The sequence below is a fragment of the Streptomyces sp. NPDC006372 genome, assembly GCF_040612515.1.
GTDB lineage: Bacteria > Actinomycetota > Actinomycetes > Streptomycetales > Streptomycetaceae > Streptomyces.
In genome coordinates, this window is the sequence record NZ_JBEXQJ010000001.1 from 202466 (window position 1) to 220061 (window position 17596).

A 17596-nucleotide genomic window follows, 5' to 3' on the forward strand; every position below is an offset into this window, starting at 1 on the left:
TCAGCGAACCGTTCCCTCGATCGAGGCCGCTTGACCTTGCCGCAACGTCAACGTCTTCACTGGTCCCATGCGGATCGGAGAACTCGCCGCGGCCGTCGGTGTCACCACACGGGCCGTGCGGCATTACCACCATCTGGGGCTGTTGCCCGAGCCGGAGCGGCTGGCCAACGGGTATCGGGAGTACGGGCTGCGGCACGCTGTCGTGCTGGCGCGGATCCGGCGGCTGACGGAGCTGGGGCTGGGGCTCGCCGAGGTGCGGGACGTGCTGGCGGAGGAGGCAGGGAAGGACCTCGTGGAGGTGCTGACCGAGCTGGACGAGGATCTGGCGCGGCAGGAGGAGGCGATCCGGGAGCGGCGGGCTCGGTTGCGGGCGCTGCTGGAGGCGGAGGGCGGGGTGCCGGCCGAAGGGCCGGTGTCGCCGGAGCTGGCCGCGTTGTTCGCCGGGACCGCGCATCTGTCGGACTCGCCGATGGCGGTCAAGGACCGCGAGGTCATCGCCTTCCTGGAGACGGCCATGCCGGAGGAGGCGCGGGACCAGATGGTGTCGTCGTTGGGTGCGGCGTTCGGGAGTCCGGAGGCCGCGGCGCGAGCCCACGAGGCGTACGCGCTCCTCGACGCGCTCGCCGGTGCCGAGCCGGATGATCCGCGCGTTGCCGAGGCCGCTCGGGCCCTGGCCGACTGCATTCCGGCGGGGCTGTTCCCGGAGGTCAGGGACCTCGACCCGGACCACGGCTTCCTACAGGCCTTCTACGACGATCTCGCCCCGGCGCAGGCGGAGGTCATCCGCCGTACGCTGCTGATTCTCACCGAGGAGCGGCGATGAGGGGCGCGCGGCGGCTGGTCGTGCACGAGGTGCGGCTGCTCGTGAGCCTCGTGCTGTGGGTGGCGCGGCGTACGCAGGGGGCGGACGGCGGGCGGGTCTTCGGGTATGCACGGGGGCAGGGCGCGATGATGGCCGGGTTCGCGTTCGTGTGCGTCGTGGAGACCGTGGCGATGTCCGTGCTGCTGCGGGACTGGCCGACCGTGCACGCCGTCTTGCTTTTCCTGGACGTGTACGGCGTGGTCGTTGTCGTGGGGTTGCACGCCTCGTCCGTCGTACGTCCGCATGTGCTGGACGTGGACGGCGGCTCGCTGCGGATCCGGCGGTACGTCCATGTCGATCTGCGGGTGCCGCTGGAGCGGATCGGCTCCGTGCGGCGTGAGCTGCGGATGACGCACGAGCGGGCCGCGGGTGAGCTCGATGTGGAGGTGGGGTCGCAGACCAGCGTCACGCTGGAACTGACGGAACCCGTCACGCATGTCGGCTTCTTCGGGGGGCGTCGGGAGGTGCGGGTCGTCCGCTTCCATGCCGACGACGCCGACGGGCTCGTGCGTGCCCTCGGCCAGGCCCGCGTCTGAGCTCCCCGTACGCTGTCGGCGGAGTTCGATCGAAGGAGTACGCGTGCTTGTCCTGCTGCCGCCGTCCGAAGGCAAGGCGTCGTCCGGTCGTGGTGCGCCGCTGAAACCGGAGTCGCTGTCGCTGCCGGGGCTCGCCGACGCCCGGGAGGCCGTGCTCGGTGAGTTGGTCGAGCTCTGCAGCGCCGACGAGGACAAGGCGCGTGAGGTGCTCGGGCTGAGTGAGGGGCTGCGGGGCGAGGTCGCGAAGAACGCGGAGTTGCGGACGGCGGGTGCGCGCCCGGCCGGGGAGATCTACACCGGGGTGCTCTACGACGCCCTCGGGCTGGCGTCCCTCGACACGGCGGCCAAGCGGCGTGCCGCGCGGTCGCTGCTGGTGTTCTCGGGGTTGTGGGGTGCCGTGCGGGTGACGGACCGGATTCCGTCGTACCGGTGCTCGATGGGGGTGAAGCTGCCGGGGCTCGGGGCGCTGGGCGCGCACTGGCGTACGCCGATGGCGTCGGTGCTTCCCGAGGCCGCCGGGGACGGGCTGGTGCTGGATCTGCGGTCGGCCGCGTACGCCGCCGCGTGGAAGCCGAAGGGTGAGGTCGCCGGGCGGACGGCGTCCGTGCGGGTGCTGTACGCGCCGACCCGGAAGGTCGTCAGCCATTTCAACAAGGCGACGAAGGGGCGGATCGTGCGCAGCCTGCTGAGCGCCGGTGCCGCTCCGAAGGGCCCGGCTGAGCTGGTCACGGCGTTGCGGGATCTCGGGTACGTGGTGGAGGCGCAGGCGCCCGTGAAGGCCGGGCAGGCCTGGTCGCTGGATGTCCTGGTGGACGAGATCCACTGACATCCACTGCATGTTGCAGCATGCGCAATGAGCTTTGCGCATGCTGTCGCGGGAGCGGCAGGATACGGCCATGACCTCTGCCCTGCCCGCGTCCGTGCTGGACCTCGCGCCCGTCGTCCCTGTCGTCGTCGTCGAGGATGCCGCCGACGCCGTACCGCTGGCGCGGGCGCTGGTCGCCGGTGGGCTGCCCGCGATCGAGGTGACGCTGCGGACGCCGGCGGCGCTGGAGGCGATCCGGGAGATCGCCGGGCAGGTGCCGGAGGCGCTGGTCGGTGCCGGGACGGTGATCAGCCCCGAGCAGGTCTCGGAGGTGGTGGCCGCGGGGGCCCGCTTCCTGGTCAGCCCGGGCTGGACGGACGTGCTGCTGGAGGCGATGCGCGGGTCCGGTGTGCCGTTCCTGCCGGGGGTGTCGACCACCTCCGAGGTCGTGGCGCTGCTGGAGCGCGGGGTGCGGGAGATGAAGTTCTTCCCGGCGGAGGCAGCGGGCGGCACGGCGTATCTGAAGTCGCTGGCCGGGCCGCTCCCCCAGGCCCGGTTCTGCCCCACGGGCGGGATCGGTCCGGCCTCCGCGCCGGACTATCTGGCCCTGCCCAACGTCGCCTGTGTGGGCGGGAGCTGGATGCTGCCGCGGGACGCGGTCGAGGCGCGGGACTGGGGTCGCGTCGAGGCGCTGGCCCGCGAGGCGGCGGGGCTCAGCGCAGGTGGGACGTGTCGTTGAGGAGCCGGACGCTGGCGTTGCCGTCCGCGTAGTACGCGACGACCGAGAAGGACGCGGCCGACAGTTCCATGCGGAACAGGGACTCCGGCGGGGCGCCGAGGGCGAGCCGGACGAGCGTCTTGATCGGGGTCACGTGCGTGACGAGCAGGACCGTGCGGCCCGCGTGGGCCGCGACCAGCTTGTCGCGGGTGGCGGCGAGGCGGGTGGCGGTGGCCGCGAAGCTCTCGCCGCCGCCGGTGGGTTCGGCCTCCGGGGAGGCCAGCCAGGCGTTCAGGTCGTCCGGGTGGCGCTCGCGCACCTCGGCGAAGGTGAGGCCCTCCCAGGCGCCGAAGTCGGTCTCGCGCAGGCCGTCGTCGATGCTCACGTCGAGGCCGAGCCGGGCGGCGACGATGCCGGCGGTCTCCCGGGTGCGGGCGAGGGGTGACGACACGATCGCCTGGATGGTGCCGCGCCGGGCCAGGAAGGCGGCGGCCCGCTCGGCCTGTTCCCGTCCGGCGTCGGAGAGGGAGGGATCGGTTCCGCCGCTGCCTGAGAACCGCTTCTGGGGGGTCAGCGGGGTCTCGCCGTGGCGCAGCAGCACGAAGGTGGCGGGGGCGCCCATGTCGGCGGGGGCCCAGCCCGGGGTGGCCACGGCCTTGGCGGCACGGGTGTCGGCGTCGACCTTGGCGGCACCAGTGTCTGCGTCGGATTCCATGGCGGTGGAAGCAGCGTCGGAGGAAGAGACCTCGGGGGGCTCGGCCCGCGTGTCCAGCTCAGCCGTCGACCCCGACTCCGACCACTGCTCTCCCTTGGCCCCCGCGTCCATCGCCTCGTTGGCGAGCCGGTCCGCGTGCTTGTTCTGTTCCCTCGGCATCCACTCGTACGTGACCCGCCCGGGCGGGAAGACCCGGGCCGCCTCCGCCGCCAGTGGCCTCATGTCGGGGTGCTTGATCTTCCAGCGGCCCGACATCTGCTCGATGACGAGCTTGGAGTCCATCCGGACGTGGACGGTCGCGGTCGGGTCCAGCTCGTGGGCGGCGCGCAGGCCGGCCAGGAGGCCCCGGTACTCGGCGACGTTGTTCGTGGCGACGCCGATGTACTCGGCGGTCTCCCGCAGCGTCTCGCCCGTCGCGGCGTCGCTGACCACGGCCCCGTAGCCCGCGGGCCCCGGGTTGCCCCGCGACCCGCCGTCGGCCTCGACGATGAACTCCCGCGACTCCCGCGACTCCCGCACCGGAAGAACTCCCAGGGACCTAGAGGCCGGACTCGGACGTGCGCACCAGGATGCGGCGGCAGTTCTCGCAGCGCACGACCGTGTCGGGCGCCGCCTTGCGGATCTCGGCCAGCTCGGTGATCGCCAGCTCCTGGCGGCAGCCCTGGCAGCTGCGCGCGTACAGCTTCGCCGCGCCGATGCCGCCCTGCTGCTCGCGCAGCTTGTCGTAGAGCTTGAGCAGGTCGGCGGGCACGGACCCGGCGATGACCTCGCGCTCCTTGGAGACCGTGGCGACCTCGCCGTCGATCTCCTCGAAGGCCGCGTCGCGGCGCGCGGTCGCGTCGTCGATCTTCGCCTGGACGGAGGCGACCCGGTCGGTCAGCTCGGCCACCCGCTCCTGCGCGGACTCCCGGCGCTCCATGACCTCCAGCACCACGTCCTCCAGATCGCCCTGCCGCTTGGCGAGCGAGGCGATCTCGCGCTGGAGGTTCTCCAGGTCCTTGGGGGAGGTGACGGCGCCGGAGTCCAGGCGCTGCTGGTCGCGGGCGGCGCGCTGGCGCACCTGGTCCACGTCCTGCTCGGCCTTGGTCTGCTCGCGGGAGCAGTCGCTCTCCTCGGTCTGCGCGGCCACGAGCAGGTCGCGCAGCTGGGTGTGGTCCTTGGTCAGCGACTCGATCTCGGCGTGCTCGGGCAGCGACTTCCTCTTGTGGGCCAGCTGCTGGAGGCGGACGTCGAGGTCCTGGACGTCGAGGAGTCGGATCTGGTCGGCGGGCGCGGCGTTCAGTTGGGGGCTCCAGGTGACGAGGAGTGGCTGGTCCAGGGGTCGGTGACCGTCTTGGAGACGTGGACGCGCAGGTCCCATCCATGCCGGTCGGAGATTTCGTCGAGCTGGCTCGCGGCCAGCTCGCACCAGGGCCACTCGGTGGCCCAGTGCGCCGCGTCGAGCAGCGCGAGGGGGCTGTGGGCGCGGGCCTCCGACACGGGGTGGTGGCGCAGGTCCGCGGTGAGGAAGGCGTCGACACCGGCCGCGCGCACGTGGTCGAAGAGGCTGTCGCCGGAGCCGCCGCTGACGGCGACGGTGCGCACCAGCGCCTCGGAGTCGCCGGCGACCCGGATGCCCTGCGCGGTGGCGGGCAGCCGCTCGGCGGCGCGGGCGGCCAGCTCGCGGACGGTCAGCGGCTGGTCGAGGGCGCAGACGCGGCCCAGGCCCCGGCGGCCCTCGGGGTCGGTGGGGTCGGGGACGAGCGGCCCGGTGACCCGCAGGTCCAGGGCGCCCGCGAGGGCGTCGGAGACGCCCGGGTCGGCGGTGTCGGCGTTGGTGTGGGCGACGTGCAGCGCGATGTCGTTCTTGATGAGGGTGTGGACCACACGGCCCTTGAAGTGCGTCGCCGCGACCGTCGTCGTACCGCGCAGGTAGAGCGGGTGGTGTGTGACGAGCAGGTCGGCGCCCAGTTTCACGGCCTCGTCGACGATCTCCTGGACCGGGTCGACGGCGAACAGGACCCGCGTGACCTCCTGGTCGGGGTCGCCCACGACGGTGCCGACCGCGTCCCAGGACTCGGCACGCTCGGCCGGCCACAGGTTCTCCAGCGCGGCGATGACTTCAGACAGACGGGGCACGGGTGCAAGGCTACCCGTCTGATCTGTGGCGTTGAACCGCCACCGTCACCGTCGCCGCCCCAGCCTGGCGCCGCCGGCACCACCCCCGTGGGCCGACTGTCGCCCCGCGCAGCACAAATGCCACCTTTCCCTCAGGCGAATCGTTCCTGGAACACCCTTATGTGTGAAGACGGGACCCGGTGGATTCCTCGCCCGCGCATACGGTAACTACGTTCGTCACTGGAGGTGACCGAACGATGACAGCGTGTGCGATCGAGCCTTCGGCGGGTCACGAGGACGGAGCCGCGCCGGCGGGATGCACGCTCAGTGCGGACGGCGCCTACGCCGCGCGCCTCGCGTCGGCCGGCGATGCCTGGTTCCCGGAGCGCTGGACCCTGGCCGGCCCCGAGCCGTACGCGGTGCCGCTGCCCCGAAACCAGCCGGAGGAGCCGGGCACCGAGGTGCAGCCGATGGGGGACGGGCGGGTCCTCATCCACCGTCTGGTGGCCGGCCGGCACGCCTTCTCGCTGCTGTACCCGACCGGCCCCGGCACCGGCGAACTGCCCCTGGGCGTGGTCGAGTGCCCGCGGGACACGGCCCGGCTGCGGCTGCTGCCGCCCGCTCCCGGCGGTGCGAGGGCGTACGCCCTGGCCGTCGGGCCGCGTGCGACGACGGTCTGGCTGGTGGTGGGAGGCGCCTGCGGTCCGGAGCGGCTGGCCGAGGTGCCGGGCCGCTGCTCGGGCGGGGTCTGGCTGGACCGTACGGGACGGCTGCTGGCGCTGGACCGGGAGTGCGGGGGGCGCACCAAGGCCGTCGTGGTGGACCTGGGGCGTGGCGGCGAGGTGTCGCCGCTGCTGCAGATCGCCGCCGACAGCGACGACCGGCTGCTGCTCGCCGACCACGACAGCGGGCTGCTGATCGTCCGCTCGGACGCGCCCTCGCCGGGGCAGGACCGGCTGGGCTGGGGTGTCCTGGGCAGCACGCTGCCGGTGCGCTTCCCGGAGTGCCTGCGGCTGCGGGACTGCACCGTCACGCCGTTCGCGATCCAGCCGGGGCAGGTGCTGACGCCGGAGAGCTGTGCGGTGGCGCTGCGCGTCGACGGGCCGGTGGGCAGCTGGGTGGGCGTGTGGCGGCCGGCGGAGCGGCGGGTGCACCATCTCCCGGCGCCCGAGGGGTGGTTGGCGGGTACCGGCCTGTGGACGCCGGACGGGGTGCTGCGGCTGCCGTACGCGACACCCGCGGTGCCGTGCGGGGTGACGCAGGTGAGCCCTCCGGGGGTGGTGCCGCCGGAGACCGGTGTCATGCCGCCGCCGCCCGGTCCGGAGCCAGGGCAGGGGACGGACGGGCCGGCTCTCGGCACGCCCGCCGGGCCCGGGCGCCCACCGGGGCACCCTCCGGAACCGGCGCCCCCGGCTCTGGAAGGCGCGGTGCACCCGCCGGAGCCGGCGGACCTCCTCTCACCAGCGCCTCCTGCTGAGCCCCCGGCCCCTTCCGCCCCCCGTCCGGTCCCGCTGCAACAGGCCCCATTGGGACGGCTTGTAACGAACTAGTGGCGGTTGGCGTGGCCGCCTGGATCCCGGGGGCGGGGTGCCGGTTACACTCGCCCGGCTGTAAGAAAGATCATGTTGACGGGGTGAATTCCATCCGATGAGCGACGCCAGCACGAACCAGCCGCGCACTGCCGAACTGCAGGAGCCCGCCGCCGGCCACGGCCGGCACCGTGGCGAGGTCTCCACGCAGAACAGCGAGACGGCGCCGCGCGGCCGCCACCGCAAGCCGGCGGCGGAGACCGAGCAGGCCGGGACTGCTGCCTGACGGCGGACCAGTCACCGAGTGGGAACGGCCCTCCCGTCGTACGACGGGAGGGCCGTTCCGCGTCTCCCTCACCCGCGAGGGCCGTTCCATGTCTCTCACCCGCGCCTGAGCCCCAGCACCTCCGCCGCCGCGAAGGTCTCCCCCGCCGGCCGGTCCGCGTAGTACGGCCCGAGGACGGCGTCCAGTTCGTCGTAGGTGAAGGTGTCCTGCTTGCTGTCGAACCGGGCGGCCACCCGGGGCCGTTCGACGACGGCCACCATTCCGCCGTGCACCACGAGGAGCTGTCCGTTGACGTGGGCGGCGGCGGGCGAGGCGAGGTAGCCGACCAGGGGGGCCACGTGCTCGGGGGCGAGCGGGTCGAGGGCGCTGCCGGGGGGCCGCTCGACGCCCGCGAAGACGTCCTCGGTCATCCGGGTGCGGGCGCGGGGGCAGATGGCGTTGGCCGTCACGCCGTACTTGGCGAGGGCGAGGGCCGTGGAGGTGGTGAGGCCGACGATCCCGCCCTTGGCCGCCGCGTAGTTGGGCTGCCCAGCCGAACCGGCCAGGAACGCCTCCGAGGACGTGTTCACGATCCGCCCGAACACCGGCTCCCCGGCCCTCTTGGACCGCTCCCGCCAGTGCGCGGCGGCGAACCGGGTGGTGTTGAAATGGCCCTTGAGGTGCACGCGGATGACCGCGTCCCACTCCTCCTCGGCCATCGAGAACACCATGCGGTCGCGCAGGATGCCCGCGTTGTTGACGAGGATGTCGAGCTTGCCGAACCTGTCGACGGCCAGCTCGACCAGGGCGCGCGCCTGCTGGAAGTCGGCGACGTCGCCGGTGTGCGCGAGGGCGGTCCCGCCCGCCGCGCGGATCTCGGCGGCGACCTCCTCGGCGGGCCCGGCGGAGGCCGCGCCGCTCCCGTCGCGGCCGGGCTGCCCGTAGTCGTTGACGACGACGGCGGCGCCGAGCCGGGCGAGTTCCAGCGCCTCGGCCCGGCCGAGCCCGCGGCCCGCGCCCGTGACGATCGCGGACAGTCCCTGGAGTGGCGGCGGCAGCGGCATGGCGCGGGTCCTCACAGCTCGATGCACGTACGCAGGGCCGTCCCGGACCGCATCTGGTCCAGGGCCTCGTTGATGTCGGTGAACGGGACCCGGTGGGTGATGAGGCCGGCCAGGTCGACGCGGCCGGCGCGCCACAGGGCGATGGTGCGTTCGTAGGAGCGCAGGACGTCACCGCCGCCATACATGGACGGCAGGATCCGCTTCTCGTCGAAGAACAGCTCGAACATGTTGAGCTGGAGGAAGTCGTCCATGGCGCCGGCGCCGACCACGACGAGGGTGCCGCCGCGCCGGGTGGTGTCGTAGGCGGTGCGGGCGGTGGCGGACCTGCCGACGACCTCGAAGACGTAGTCGAAGCCCTCGCCTGCGGTGATCTGCTGTTTGGTGTCGGGGAGTTCGTCGGGCGAGACGGCCTTCGTGGCGCCGAACCGCAGGGCGGCCTCGCGCCGGGAGACGACCGGGTCGACCGCGACGATCTCGGCGGCGCCCCGCAGCCGGGCGCCCTGGATCACGGAGATGCCCACGCCCCCGCAGCCGATGACGGCCACCGAGGAACCGGCTTCCACGTCTGCCGTGTTGAGCGCGGCGCCGAGTCCGGTCGTCACCCCGCAGCCGATGAGGGCTGCGATGTCGAAGGGCACGTCGTCGGGTATCGGCACCGCGCAGCCGGCGTCGACGACGACCTCCTCGGTGAAGGTGCCGGTGCCGGCGAAGCCGAAGACGTCCCCGCCGGGCCGCTTGAAGTTGGGGGTGCCCGCGTTCATGAACCCGGCGAGGCACAGCTGGGTCTGACCGCGCTTGCAGGAGGGGCAGGCGCCACAGGCCGGCAGCCAGCACACCACGACCCGGTCACCGGCCTTCAGGTGGCTCACGCCCTCGCCCACGTCGAGGATCTCCCCCGCCCCCTCGTGGCCGGGCACGAACGGCGCGGGCTGCGGCAGCACCCCGCTCATCGCCGACAGGTCCGAGTGGCACAGGCCCGTGGCGCGCACCCGTATCCGCACCTTGCCGGGTCCGAAACCCACCGCCTCGACGTCGTCGAGGACCTCCAGTTTGTCCTGGCCGATCTCGTGCAGTACGGCTGCGCGCATGGTGCGGCTCCCCTCGTACGGCGTTCGGGACTCAGGTGTGTTCGACGATGGTGTCGGCGAGGACGGGCGTGTCGTCGCGGTCGGCGGCGCTGACGGCGACCCGGGTGGACGCCGGCGTGTGCCACATGCGGATCCGCAGGGTCTCGCCCGGGAACACGACCCCGGCGAAACGCGTGGTGTACGACCGGACCCGGGTCACGTCCCCGCCGAGCTGCGTGTCGACGACCGCCTTGAGCGTCATGCCGTAGGTGCACAGCCCGTGCAGGATGGGCCGGTCGAACCCGGCGCGCTTGGCGAACTCGGGGTCGGCGTGCAGCGGGTTGCGGTCGCCGGACAGCCGGTACAGCAGGGCCTGGTCCTCGCGGACGTGCCGTTCGACGACCCGGTCCGGGTCACCGGCGGGCGGGTCCGGCCGGGCGGACGGTCCCCGGTCGCCGCCCCAGCCGCCCTCGCCGCGTACGTAGATCTGCGCGTCGTTGGTCCACAACGGCCCGTCGCCGTCGGCCACTTCGGTCCGCATGACGAGGACGGCCGCCTTGCCCTTGTCGTACACGGCGGCGATACGGCCGGTGGCGGTCGCGCGGCCCTCCGCCGGAAGGGGGCGGTGGATCCGCAGGCTCTGCCCGCCGTGCAGGACGCGGGCGAGGTCGACGTCGACGCCGGGCATGGACAGTCCGCTGATCACGCCGGGCGATCCGGCGCCCGCAACGGTGGCGAAGCTCGGCAGGACGTGCAGCCGGGACTCCAGGGTGTAGCGCAGCTCGTCGGGGTCGGTGGCGGGGGTGCCCGCGCCGATGCCCAGGTGGTAGAGCTGCACGTCCTTGGTGTCCCAGGAGATCTCGCCGGTACGGGGTTCGGCGGCGAGCGCCTTGGCTGCGTCGATGGGCATGGGGCTCCTGATCGCCGTGGGAAAGACCTCGGTACGGCCGTCCGCACCGTCGGCCGCACCGAGGCCGTCTGGGGCGGGCCCGAAACGCGAACTGAAACGCGTTCCAGTCCTGCGCCCTCTGTATAGCCCAGGCCACCGCACTTGGGAACCCTCCTGACGTCGTGTCAGACATCAGCCTCCGGACCAGTGACATTTGTCCTCCCGAAGTCCGTACAAGTGCATCTGCCGGACGCCCCGGGCCGCTCTGTAGCGTCGTCGCCATGACCACGCGGAACACCGGTGGTGAACGTCTGATCGGGGACGGGAACATGTCCTGGACACGCAAGGTCAGGTGCCATGTCGCGGGGACCCGGGCGGCCGTCCGGCAGGCCCGTGAGCACCAGCGCAACTACGCGGCGAACAAGAACCGGCTCAAGGCCGAGTGGCGAGCCGCCAGGCGGGCCGGGGAACTCCCCGAGAACCCCGGACCGCCGCCCAGCGGCTTCACGCTGCTGCCGTGGCTGCTGATGGGGATGGGTGCCTTCTCCAACCTGTTCCAGGACCAGACGCCGAACCCGTGGATCGGCGGGCTGGGTCTGCTGACCTTCAACTCGCTGTACATCTACGTGGCGTTCCACGCGTTCGACAAGGAGAGGCGCGAGGCACGTTCGACTGGGGTGGCGCTCGCCCTGCTGGCGGCCGTGACCTGCGGGCTCGCGGCCGGCTACGGCGGCAACTGGCTGCTGTTCTTCCCCCTGCTCGGCCTCGCGACGGGCGCGGCCCTGCGGCTGTCCCACCTGCGGCCCGCCAGTACGGCGGTGGCCGTGCTGGCGGGTGCGGTGTCCTGTTTCCACGACGGCTGGGGCGGCCTGGACATCGCGTACGCCACGTGGATCTCGACGATGGTGACGGCGGCGATCATGCGCCTCTCCGAGGCGGTGCGCGAGTTGCGCGCGGCCCGGGAGGAGCTGGCCCGCCGGGCGGTCGAGAAGGAGCGCCTGCGCTTCTCCCGTGATCTGCACGACCTGCTCGGGCACACCATGTCGGTGATCGTCGTGAAGTCGGAGGCGGCGCGTCGCCTGGCCGACCGCGACCTGGACGCGGCACTGGCGCAGATCACCGACATCGAGTCCGTGGGCCGGCAGGCCCTGACGGAGATCCGGGAGGCCGTGACGGGTTACCGGCAGGGCAGCCTCGCCATGGAACTCGACCGGGCGCACTCGGCCCTGACGGCGGCGGGCATCACCCTGGCCGTGAGCCGCTCCGGCCCGCCGCTCGGGCCGCAGACCGAGGCGCTGCTGGGGTGGGTGGTGCGTGAGGCGGTCACGAACGTCGTACGGCACAGCGGGGCGGACGGCTGCGAGATCACGGTGTCCGGGGCCGGAGCCGGAGCCGAGGCAGGGGCGGGGGCCGGGGAGCGGGTGCGGCTGACGGTGGCCGATGACGGGGCCGGGGTGTCCGCCGGCGGCGGGCTCGGCGGCACGGGTCTGATCGGGCTGACGGAGCGCCTCGCGGCAGCGGGCGGATCCCTCACGGCGGGGCCCCGGCCCAGGGGCGGTTTCGCGGTGACGGCGGAGCTCCCGCTGGACGTCGACGCGACCGCTGTCCGTCCGGCGATGACGGAATCGGCGTGACCCGGCTGCCCAGTTCAGGGGAACAGGGCGGGGCAGCTCCCGGGCAGGGGTGGCGTGTACGTTGGCCGGTGGTCCGCGTCGCAGTCGTCGGCGGCGTCGGCAAGGGGCTAGGGAAAAGGAACACATGGCACGCGTCGCCGTCATCACCGCGCCGAACATCGGGTACCGCAACACCGGCATGCTGACCGTCGACCTGGCTTTCGAGTCCCTGCGGCGGCGTATGGACATGGGGATCGACGCCACCTGGTACACCCTGCACACCCCGGAGACCGTGCCCCTGCGCGAGTGCGCGCGCGGCACCAGCTTCCCGTTCCGGTTCCACCCCCTGGCCGAGAACCTGGACGCGGTCCGCGAGCACGACGCGGTCGTCTTCTGGGGCGACTTCCTGCACACCCGGCACTATCTGGCGCAGGACGCGACGAACCGCCTGACGGACTTCGGGATCGCCGCGGACCGGGACGCCGCCCGGGCCCTGCTGAACCGGACCCTGCTGTTCGCGGACCAGCCGGACGAGCTCCTCACGCGGACTCTCAGCTACGGCGGGACGATCCTGCACAACACGCAGTCCGACTACGAGGACAAGGAGTACGGCCCGCTGTTCTCGCGCATGGTGCGGCGCAGTCACCGCGTCTGGGTGCGGGACCCGCTCTCGGCGGCGAAGATCGCGCACCTGCGCGGGGACCGTACGACCGACCACTTCGGTTCGGACGCGGCGCTGCTGTCCCGCCCGGGCGACCTCGACCACCTCCCGGCCACGGACTGGTCCCGGTCGGTGCCGGACGGCGGTGCGATCGGCGTGTTCCTCGGCGCCCGTACCCCGATCCCCGAGTGGCTGCCCGGCTTCTGCCAGGACCTGTCCGACCGTCTGGGCGTCCCGCTGGAATGGCTGCCCTGGTTCGACCGGGAGGTCCCCGATGCGGTCCAGCACATCGCGGCCCGGCCCGGTCAGCACACCATCGGCGACCTGGTGAGGGTTCTCCCCCGGTACCGGCTGGTCATCACGGACACCTACCACCTGGCCGTCAACGCCTGGGGCGCCGGCACCCCGGCGGTGTGCGTCGGCGCGCCCGAGCCGACCCCCAAGACCCACGACGACTACCTGACGCTGAGCGACGTCAAGAAGCACGTCTTCCACATGGCGTACGACGCGACGGACTTCTACCTGTCCACCCAGGAAGGGCAGGAAGGGCACGAGCAGCACACCGGCCGGCTCGTCCACCTCCTGGAAGGAGGCGGAGCCGATGCGGTCGCGGCACGCATCCGAGACCACGCCGACTACTCGGCCGCGGCCTTCACCGACACGCTGGCCTCCCTGCTCGGCAGCCCCCGCCCTACCCTGGGCCCGTGACCGACGGAACCGTCCGCGTGCTGCTGGCGGAGGACCAGGGGATGATGCGCGGTGCGCTCGCGCTGCTGCTCGGGATGGAGGACGACATCGAGGTCGTCTCCCAGGTCGCGGCCGGGGACGAGATCGTGGACGCGGCGCTCGCCCACCGCCCCGATGTCGCGCTCCTCGACATCGAACTCCCGGGCCGCAGCGGCCTGGACGCCGCCGCCGACCTGCGCGCCCGGGTACCCGACTGCCGGGTGCTGATCCTCACCACCTTCGGCCGCCCCGGCTATCTGCGCCGGGCGATGGAGGCGGGGGCCGCCGGCTTCCTCGTGAAGGACGGCCCCGTGGAGGAGCTGGCCGTCTCGATCCGCCGTGTCCTGGCGGGCGAGACGGTCGTCGACCCCGCCCTCGCCGCCGCCGCGCTCAGCGCCGGCCCGAGCCCCCTCACCGCCCGCGAGAGCGACGCGCTTCTGGCCTCGGCGGACGGCGCGACGATCTCCGACATCGCCACGAGACTCCACCTGTCGGAGTCCACGGTGCGCAACTACCTGTCGTTGGCCATCGGCAAGACGGGCACCCGCAACCGCATGGAAGCCCTACGGGAGGCCCGCCACCAGGGCTGGCTGTGACCCGCGACACGCAACGGGCACCGATCTCCCCGTGAGACCCCGCCGTCCCCGTCCTGTCGGCGCTCCTACCGCTCCCGCGCCACCCGCGGCAGCCACGCCCACATCAGCAGTACCCCCACCGCCAGCACCACGGTCCCGGCCCGGAACGCCAGGGCGTATCCCTCCGTCAGGGCCGCCGGGGTGGTGCTGCCCGCCGTGCGGGCTGCCGCCAGGGTCGAGAGGACCGCCAGGCCCAGTGAACCGCCCATCGTGCGGGAGGTGTTGACGAGGCCGGAGACCAGGCCCGCCTCGCCGGGGGCCGCTCCGGAGGTGGCCAGGGCTGCGAGCGGGGTCGCCGCCAGGCCCGCGCCCAGCATCATCAGGATGCCGGGGATCATGATCGCCGTGACGTAGGCGCCGTCGGGGGTCATCGTGGACTGCCAGCCGAAGCCGGCCACGGCGACCAGCGTCCCCAGCACCGCCACATGGCGCGGGCTGACCGTCCGCATCAGCCGGGGCGCGAGCTTGGAGCCGAGGATGACGGCGAGGGAGCTCGGGACCAGGGCGAGTCCGGCCTCCAGGGGCGAGTAGCCCAGGGCGTTCTGCGCGTACAGGGTCATGAAGAACCACATGCAGAACATCGCGGAGCCGCACAGGAACATCGCCACGTTCGCCGCGGACACCGCGCGGCGCCGGAGCAGTCCGAGCGGCATCAGCGGATGCGCGGTGCGGGCCTCGACGGCGAGGAACAGGGCGAGCAGAGCCAGCCCGGCGAGCAGCGGCAGCACGGTGGCCGGTGCCGTCCAGCCCTCCGCCTCCGTCTGGGAGATGCCGTAGGCGAGTGTGCCCAGCCCGGCCGTGACGAGCAGCGCGCCGGGCAGGTCGAGTCGCCGCCCGTCACCGGCCCGGCCCTCGACGAGGAACCAGAGGGCCGCGCACAGCACCACGGCACCGACGGGCACGTTGATCAGCAGCACCCATCGCCACGACAGCGCCTCCACCAGCAGTCCGCCGACCAGACCGCCCGCCGCGCCACCTCCGGCGCCGACCGCGGTCCAGGTGCCTATGGCCCGGGCCCGGGCGGAGCCCTCCGGCACCGAGGAGGTGAGGATCGTCAGCGTCGAGGGCGCCAGCACGGCCGCGCCCAGCCCCTGCACGGTCCGCGCCACCAGCAGCTGCCAGTCGGCCTGCGCCAGCCCGCCGGCCAGCGAGGCCAGGGTGAACAGCCCGAGTCCGACGAGGAACATCCGCTTGCGGCCGTAGAGGTCCCCGGCCCGCCCGCCGAGCAGCATGAACCCGGCGAAGGCGATGGAGTAGGCGTTCACCACCCACTGCAGGCCCTGCTCGCTCAGCCCGAGCCCGGTCCGCATCGACGGCAGCGCCACGTTGACCACGGACACGTCCAGCACGACGAGGAACTGCCCGGCGCAGGTGAGGGCCACGACGAGCCACATCGGCGGGGCGCCGCGCGGGCGCAGTCGGGACGTGCGGGCGGTGGCGGTGTCGGCGGATTCGAGCATGCCTGTCATGCTCTCAACCGCCTTGCGCCCTTGCATCGGGATTTCGCCGGGCCCCGGCGTCGGTCCCGAGCCCTAGGACTCCCGTAATCCCAAGGAAAGGTCAAGTTTTCGTTAGGGTGCCAAAGCAACGGAATAGTTGCCTGGACATACAAGGTTCAGGATCCACGTAACCACGCACGACCCGAACACCGGCCTGGAGGCCCCTCTCAATGACGCAGTCGACGACAGACCGCCCCGCAGGCAGAGCGAGCGGAGCCGTGGTCCCGGTACTCGCCTTCGCGGGCATCGTTGTCGCGGTGATGCAGACCCTGCTCGTCCCGGTCATCAAGGATCTGCCGCAACTGCTGGACACCGCCCCCAGCGACGCCACCTGGGTCCTGACCTCGACCCTCCTCTCGGGCGCGGTGGCCACCCCGATCATGGGCCGGCTCGGCGACCTCTACGGCAAGCGCCGCATGCTGATCACCAGCCTGGCGGTCATGGTCGTCGGCGCCCTGATCAGCGCGTTCACCAGCGCTCTGCTGATGATGATCGTCGGCCGTACGCTCCAGGGCTTCGCGATGGGCGCGATCCCCCTCGGCATCGGCCTGATGCGCGACATGCTGCCCCGGGAGCGGCTCGGCTCGGCGATGGCCCTGATGAGCTCCTCCATAGGCGTGGGCGGTGGCCTCGCGCTGCCCGCCGCCGCCCTGGTCGCCCAGCACTCCGACTGGCACGTCCTGTTCTACGGTGCGGCCGGCCTCGGTGTCCTCGCCATCGCCCTCACCCTGCTCGTCGTGCCCGAGTCGCCGATGCGCGCCGAGGGCTCCTTCGACCTGCCGGGCGCCGTGGGTCTGTCCACGGGGCTCGTGCTCTTCCTGCTGCCGATCACCAAGGGCAGCGACTGGGGCTGGGCCTCCGGCACCACCCTCGGCCTGTTCGCCGCCGCCGCGCTGGTGCTGGTCCTGTGGGGCGTGATGGAACTGCGCGTCAAGGCCCCGCTGGTCGACCTGCGCACCACCGCCCGCCCGGCCGTCCTCTTCACCAACCTCGCGTCGATCATGGTCGGCGTCTCCTTCTACGTCGTCTCCCTGGTCCTGCCGCAGCTGCTCCAGCTGCCGAAGTCCACCGGTTACGGCCTCGGCCAGTCGATGGTCGTCGCGGGTCTGCTGGTCGCGCCGCTCGGCCTGACGATGATGTTCACGGCGCCCGTCTACGCCCGGCTGTCCGCGAAGTACGGCCCGAAGTTCACCCTGATCCTCGGTCTGCTGATCATCGCGATCGGCTACGGCGCCGGCCTCGGCCTGATGAGCGCCCCCTGGCAGAGCCTGGTCATCTCGGTGCTGCTGGGCGCGGGCATCGGCCTCGCCTACTCCTCTCTGCCCGCACTGATCGTGGGCGCGGTCCCGGCCTCGGAGACGGGTGCGGCGAACGGCCTCAACACCCTGATGCGCTCCATCGGCACGTCGGTCTCGAGCGCCGTGATCGGCATGGTGCTGGCCAACACCGCGGACCACGTCGGCGGCGTCGCCGTCCCGACCATGCACGGCTTCCGGGTCTCCTTCCTGATCGCGACCGCGGCGGTGGCGATCGGTCTGCTGCTGGCCCTGTTCCTGCCGAAGGCGAACCGCGCCCCGCAGCTGCGGGCGAGCAGCGAGGAGGACGCCAACCTGGAGCGCGCCGAGGCGGTGCTGCGCGGCTTCCGCGGCCGGGTGCTGGACGCCGGCGGCAGGCCGGTCGCCCGCGCCAAGGTCACGCTCATCGACCGGCACGGCCGCCAGGCGGGCGCGACCCTCTCGGCCGAGGACGGCGGCTACGTCCTCACCGTCCCGGGCGGCGGCGCGTACGTCCTGGCCGCCCGCGCCACGGGCCACGGCCCGCTCGCCTCGTCCGCGACCCACACGGGCGACGAGCGCCCGGTCGACCTCGACCTGTCCCTGCCGGGCGAGACGGTCCCGGCCTGACGCCACCCCCC

At 72.9% G+C, this 17596-nt stretch carries 17 protein-coding genes; 10 read left to right on the top strand and 7 right to left on the bottom strand.

Annotated elements, in window-relative coordinates; translation table 11 throughout:
• Positions 1–67: 67 nt before the first annotated feature.
• The 4 genes from ABZ016_RS00870 (at position 68) to eda (ending at position 2942) form a co-directional block, all read left to right on the top strand.
• Positions 68–823, top strand: a complete 756-nt coding sequence (locus ABZ016_RS00870) for a MerR family transcriptional regulator (protein ID WP_356914379.1) — start codon at positions 68–70, stop codon at positions 821–823.
• Positions 820–1398 carry a hypothetical protein gene (locus ABZ016_RS00875; protein ID WP_356914380.1) on the top strand — a complete coding sequence of 193 codons (579 nt, stop codon included), beginning with the start codon at positions 820–822 and terminating at the stop codon, positions 1396–1398. The genes ABZ016_RS00870 and ABZ016_RS00875 overlap by 4 nt, the downstream gene beginning before the upstream one ends.
• 43 nt (positions 1399–1441) lie before the next feature.
• Positions 1442–2224 (top strand): peroxide stress protein YaaA, encoded by a 783-nt coding sequence (gene yaaA / locus ABZ016_RS00880; protein WP_356914381.1) that lies wholly within the window; start codon positions 1442–1444, stop codon positions 2222–2224.
• Between the two features lie 70 nt (positions 2225–2294).
• Positions 2295–2942 (top strand): bifunctional 4-hydroxy-2-oxoglutarate aldolase/2-dehydro-3-deoxy-phosphogluconate aldolase, encoded by a 648-nt coding sequence (gene eda / locus ABZ016_RS00885; protein ID WP_356914382.1) that lies wholly within the window; start codon positions 2295–2297, stop codon positions 2940–2942.
• On the opposite strand, the gene ABZ016_RS00890 is transcribed toward eda, so the two are convergent.
• Genes ABZ016_RS00890 through ABZ016_RS00900 form a run of 3 tightly spaced genes read right to left on the bottom strand, consistent with a single transcriptional unit; the run spans position 2917 to position 5754 of the window.
• A complete protein-coding gene (locus tag ABZ016_RS00890) occupies positions 2917–4155 on the bottom strand; it encodes a bifunctional RNase H/acid phosphatase (protein ID WP_356914383.1) in 1239 nt (412 codons plus the stop codon). The genes eda and ABZ016_RS00890 overlap by 26 nt on opposite strands.
• A gap of 19 nt (positions 4156–4174) precedes the next feature.
• On the bottom strand, positions 4175–4918 hold the full coding sequence (locus tag ABZ016_RS00895) for a C4-type zinc ribbon domain-containing protein (RefSeq protein WP_356915026.1): 744 nt from the start codon (positions 4916–4918) through the stop codon (positions 4175–4177).
• Positions 4915–5754 carry a Nif3-like dinuclear metal center hexameric protein gene (locus ABZ016_RS00900; protein ID WP_356914384.1) on the bottom strand — a complete coding sequence of 280 codons (840 nt, stop codon included), beginning with the start codon at positions 5752–5754 and terminating at the stop codon, positions 4915–4917. The genes ABZ016_RS00895 and ABZ016_RS00900 overlap by 4 nt, the downstream gene beginning before the upstream one ends.
• Positions 5755–5990: 236 nt before the next feature.
• Here ABZ016_RS00900 and ABZ016_RS00905 point away from each other — a divergent pair, with 236 nt between their 5' ends.
• Together ABZ016_RS00905 and ABZ016_RS00910 are read left to right on the top strand one after the other, a co-directional pair.
• Positions 5991–7283 (top strand): hypothetical protein, encoded by a 1293-nt coding sequence (locus ABZ016_RS00905; protein WP_356914385.1) that lies wholly within the window; start codon positions 5991–5993, stop codon positions 7281–7283.
• Between the two features lie 97 nt (positions 7284–7380).
• On the top strand, positions 7381–7548 hold the full coding sequence (locus ABZ016_RS00910) for a hypothetical protein (protein WP_356914386.1): 168 nt from the start codon (positions 7381–7383) through the stop codon (positions 7546–7548).
• A gap of 95 nt (positions 7549–7643) precedes the next feature.
• Here ABZ016_RS00910 and ABZ016_RS00915 read toward each other — a convergent pair whose 3' ends face one another.
• From ABZ016_RS00915 to ABZ016_RS00925, 3 genes are read right to left on the bottom strand one after another with little or no spacing between them, the layout of a single operon-like run.
• Positions 7644–8591 (bottom strand): 3-oxoacyl-ACP reductase, encoded by a 948-nt coding sequence (locus ABZ016_RS00915; RefSeq protein ID WP_356914387.1) that lies wholly within the window; start codon positions 8589–8591, stop codon positions 7644–7646.
• Positions 8592–8602: 11 nt separating this feature from the next.
• A complete protein-coding gene (locus ABZ016_RS00920; protein WP_356914388.1) occupies positions 8603–9679 on the bottom strand; it encodes a Zn-dependent alcohol dehydrogenase in 1077 nt (358 codons plus the stop codon).
• A 31-nt stretch (positions 9680–9710) separates the two neighbouring features.
• A complete protein-coding gene (locus ABZ016_RS00925; RefSeq protein ID WP_356914389.1) occupies positions 9711–10568 on the bottom strand; it encodes a MaoC/PaaZ C-terminal domain-containing protein in 858 nt (285 codons plus the stop codon).
• A 308-nt stretch (positions 10569–10876) separates the two neighbouring features.
• Between ABZ016_RS00925 and ABZ016_RS00930 the strand changes: the two genes are divergently transcribed.
• From ABZ016_RS00930 to ABZ016_RS00940, 3 genes are all read left to right on the top strand, one after another.
• Positions 10877–12181, top strand: coding sequence for a histidine kinase (locus tag ABZ016_RS00930; RefSeq protein WP_356915027.1), 1305 nt, complete (start codon positions 10877–10879; stop codon positions 12179–12181).
• A gap of 124 nt (positions 12182–12305) precedes the next feature.
• Positions 12306–13529, top strand: a complete 1224-nt coding sequence (locus ABZ016_RS00935; RefSeq protein WP_356914390.1) for a polysaccharide pyruvyl transferase family protein — start codon at positions 12306–12308, stop codon at positions 13527–13529.
• Positions 13526–14143, top strand: coding sequence for a response regulator transcription factor (locus tag ABZ016_RS00940; RefSeq protein WP_356914391.1), 618 nt, complete (start codon positions 13526–13528; stop codon positions 14141–14143). Before ABZ016_RS00935 ends, ABZ016_RS00940 begins: the two co-directional genes overlap by 4 nt.
• A gap of 65 nt (positions 14144–14208) precedes the next feature.
• Here the strand turns inward: ABZ016_RS00940 and ABZ016_RS00945 are convergent, their stop codons facing one another.
• The gene (locus ABZ016_RS00945; RefSeq protein ID WP_356914392.1) at positions 14209–15651 is read right to left on the bottom strand and encodes an MFS transporter; all 1443 of its coding nucleotides are present in this window, start codon (positions 15649–15651) and stop codon (positions 14209–14211) included.
• Between the two features lie 200 nt (positions 15652–15851).
• Between ABZ016_RS00945 and ABZ016_RS00950 the strand changes: the two genes are divergently transcribed.
• Positions 15852–17585: an MFS transporter gene (locus ABZ016_RS00950; RefSeq protein ID WP_356914393.1), complete on the top strand. Its 1734-nt coding sequence runs from the start codon at positions 15852–15854 to the stop codon at positions 17583–17585.
• The last annotated feature ends 11 nt before the right edge of the window (positions 17586–17596 follow it).

Coding starts and splice junctions, on each gene's coding strand:
- ABZ016_RS00870 (WP_356914379.1), top strand. CDS start 68: ATGCGGATCGGAGAACTCGCCGCGGCCGTCGGTGTCACCACACGGGCC.
- ABZ016_RS00875 (WP_356914380.1), top strand. CDS start 820: ATGAGGGGCGCGCGGCGGCTGGTCGTGCACGAGGTGCGGCTGCTCGTG.
- eda (WP_356914382.1), top strand. CDS start 2,295: ATGACCTCTGCCCTGCCCGCGTCCGTGCTGGACCTCGCGCCCGTCGTC.
- ABZ016_RS00905 (WP_356914385.1), top strand. CDS start 5,991: ATGACAGCGTGTGCGATCGAGCCTTCGGCGGGTCACGAGGACGGAGCC.
- ABZ016_RS00910 (WP_356914386.1), top strand. CDS start 7,381: ATGAGCGACGCCAGCACGAACCAGCCGCGCACTGCCGAACTGCAGGAG.
- ABZ016_RS00915 (WP_356914387.1), bottom strand. CDS start 8,591: ATGCCGCTGCCGCCGCCACTCCAGGGACTGTCCGCGATCGTCACGGGC.
- ABZ016_RS00920 (WP_356914388.1), bottom strand. CDS start 9,679: ATGCGCGCAGCCGTACTGCACGAGATCGGCCAGGACAAACTGGAGGTC.
- ABZ016_RS00925 (WP_356914389.1), bottom strand. CDS start 10,568: ATGCCCATCGACGCAGCCAAGGCGCTCGCCGCCGAACCCCGTACCGGC.
- ABZ016_RS00930 (WP_356915027.1), top strand. CDS start 10,877: ATGTCCTGGACACGCAAGGTCAGGTGCCATGTCGCGGGGACCCGGGCG.
- ABZ016_RS00935 (WP_356914390.1), top strand. CDS start 12,306: ATGGCACGCGTCGCCGTCATCACCGCGCCGAACATCGGGTACCGCAAC.
- ABZ016_RS00945 (WP_356914392.1), bottom strand. CDS start 15,651: ATGACAGGCATGCTCGAATCCGCCGACACCGCCACCGCCCGCACGTCC.
- ABZ016_RS00950 (WP_356914393.1), top strand. CDS start 15,852: ATGACGCAGTCGACGACAGACCGCCCCGCAGGCAGAGCGAGCGGAGCC.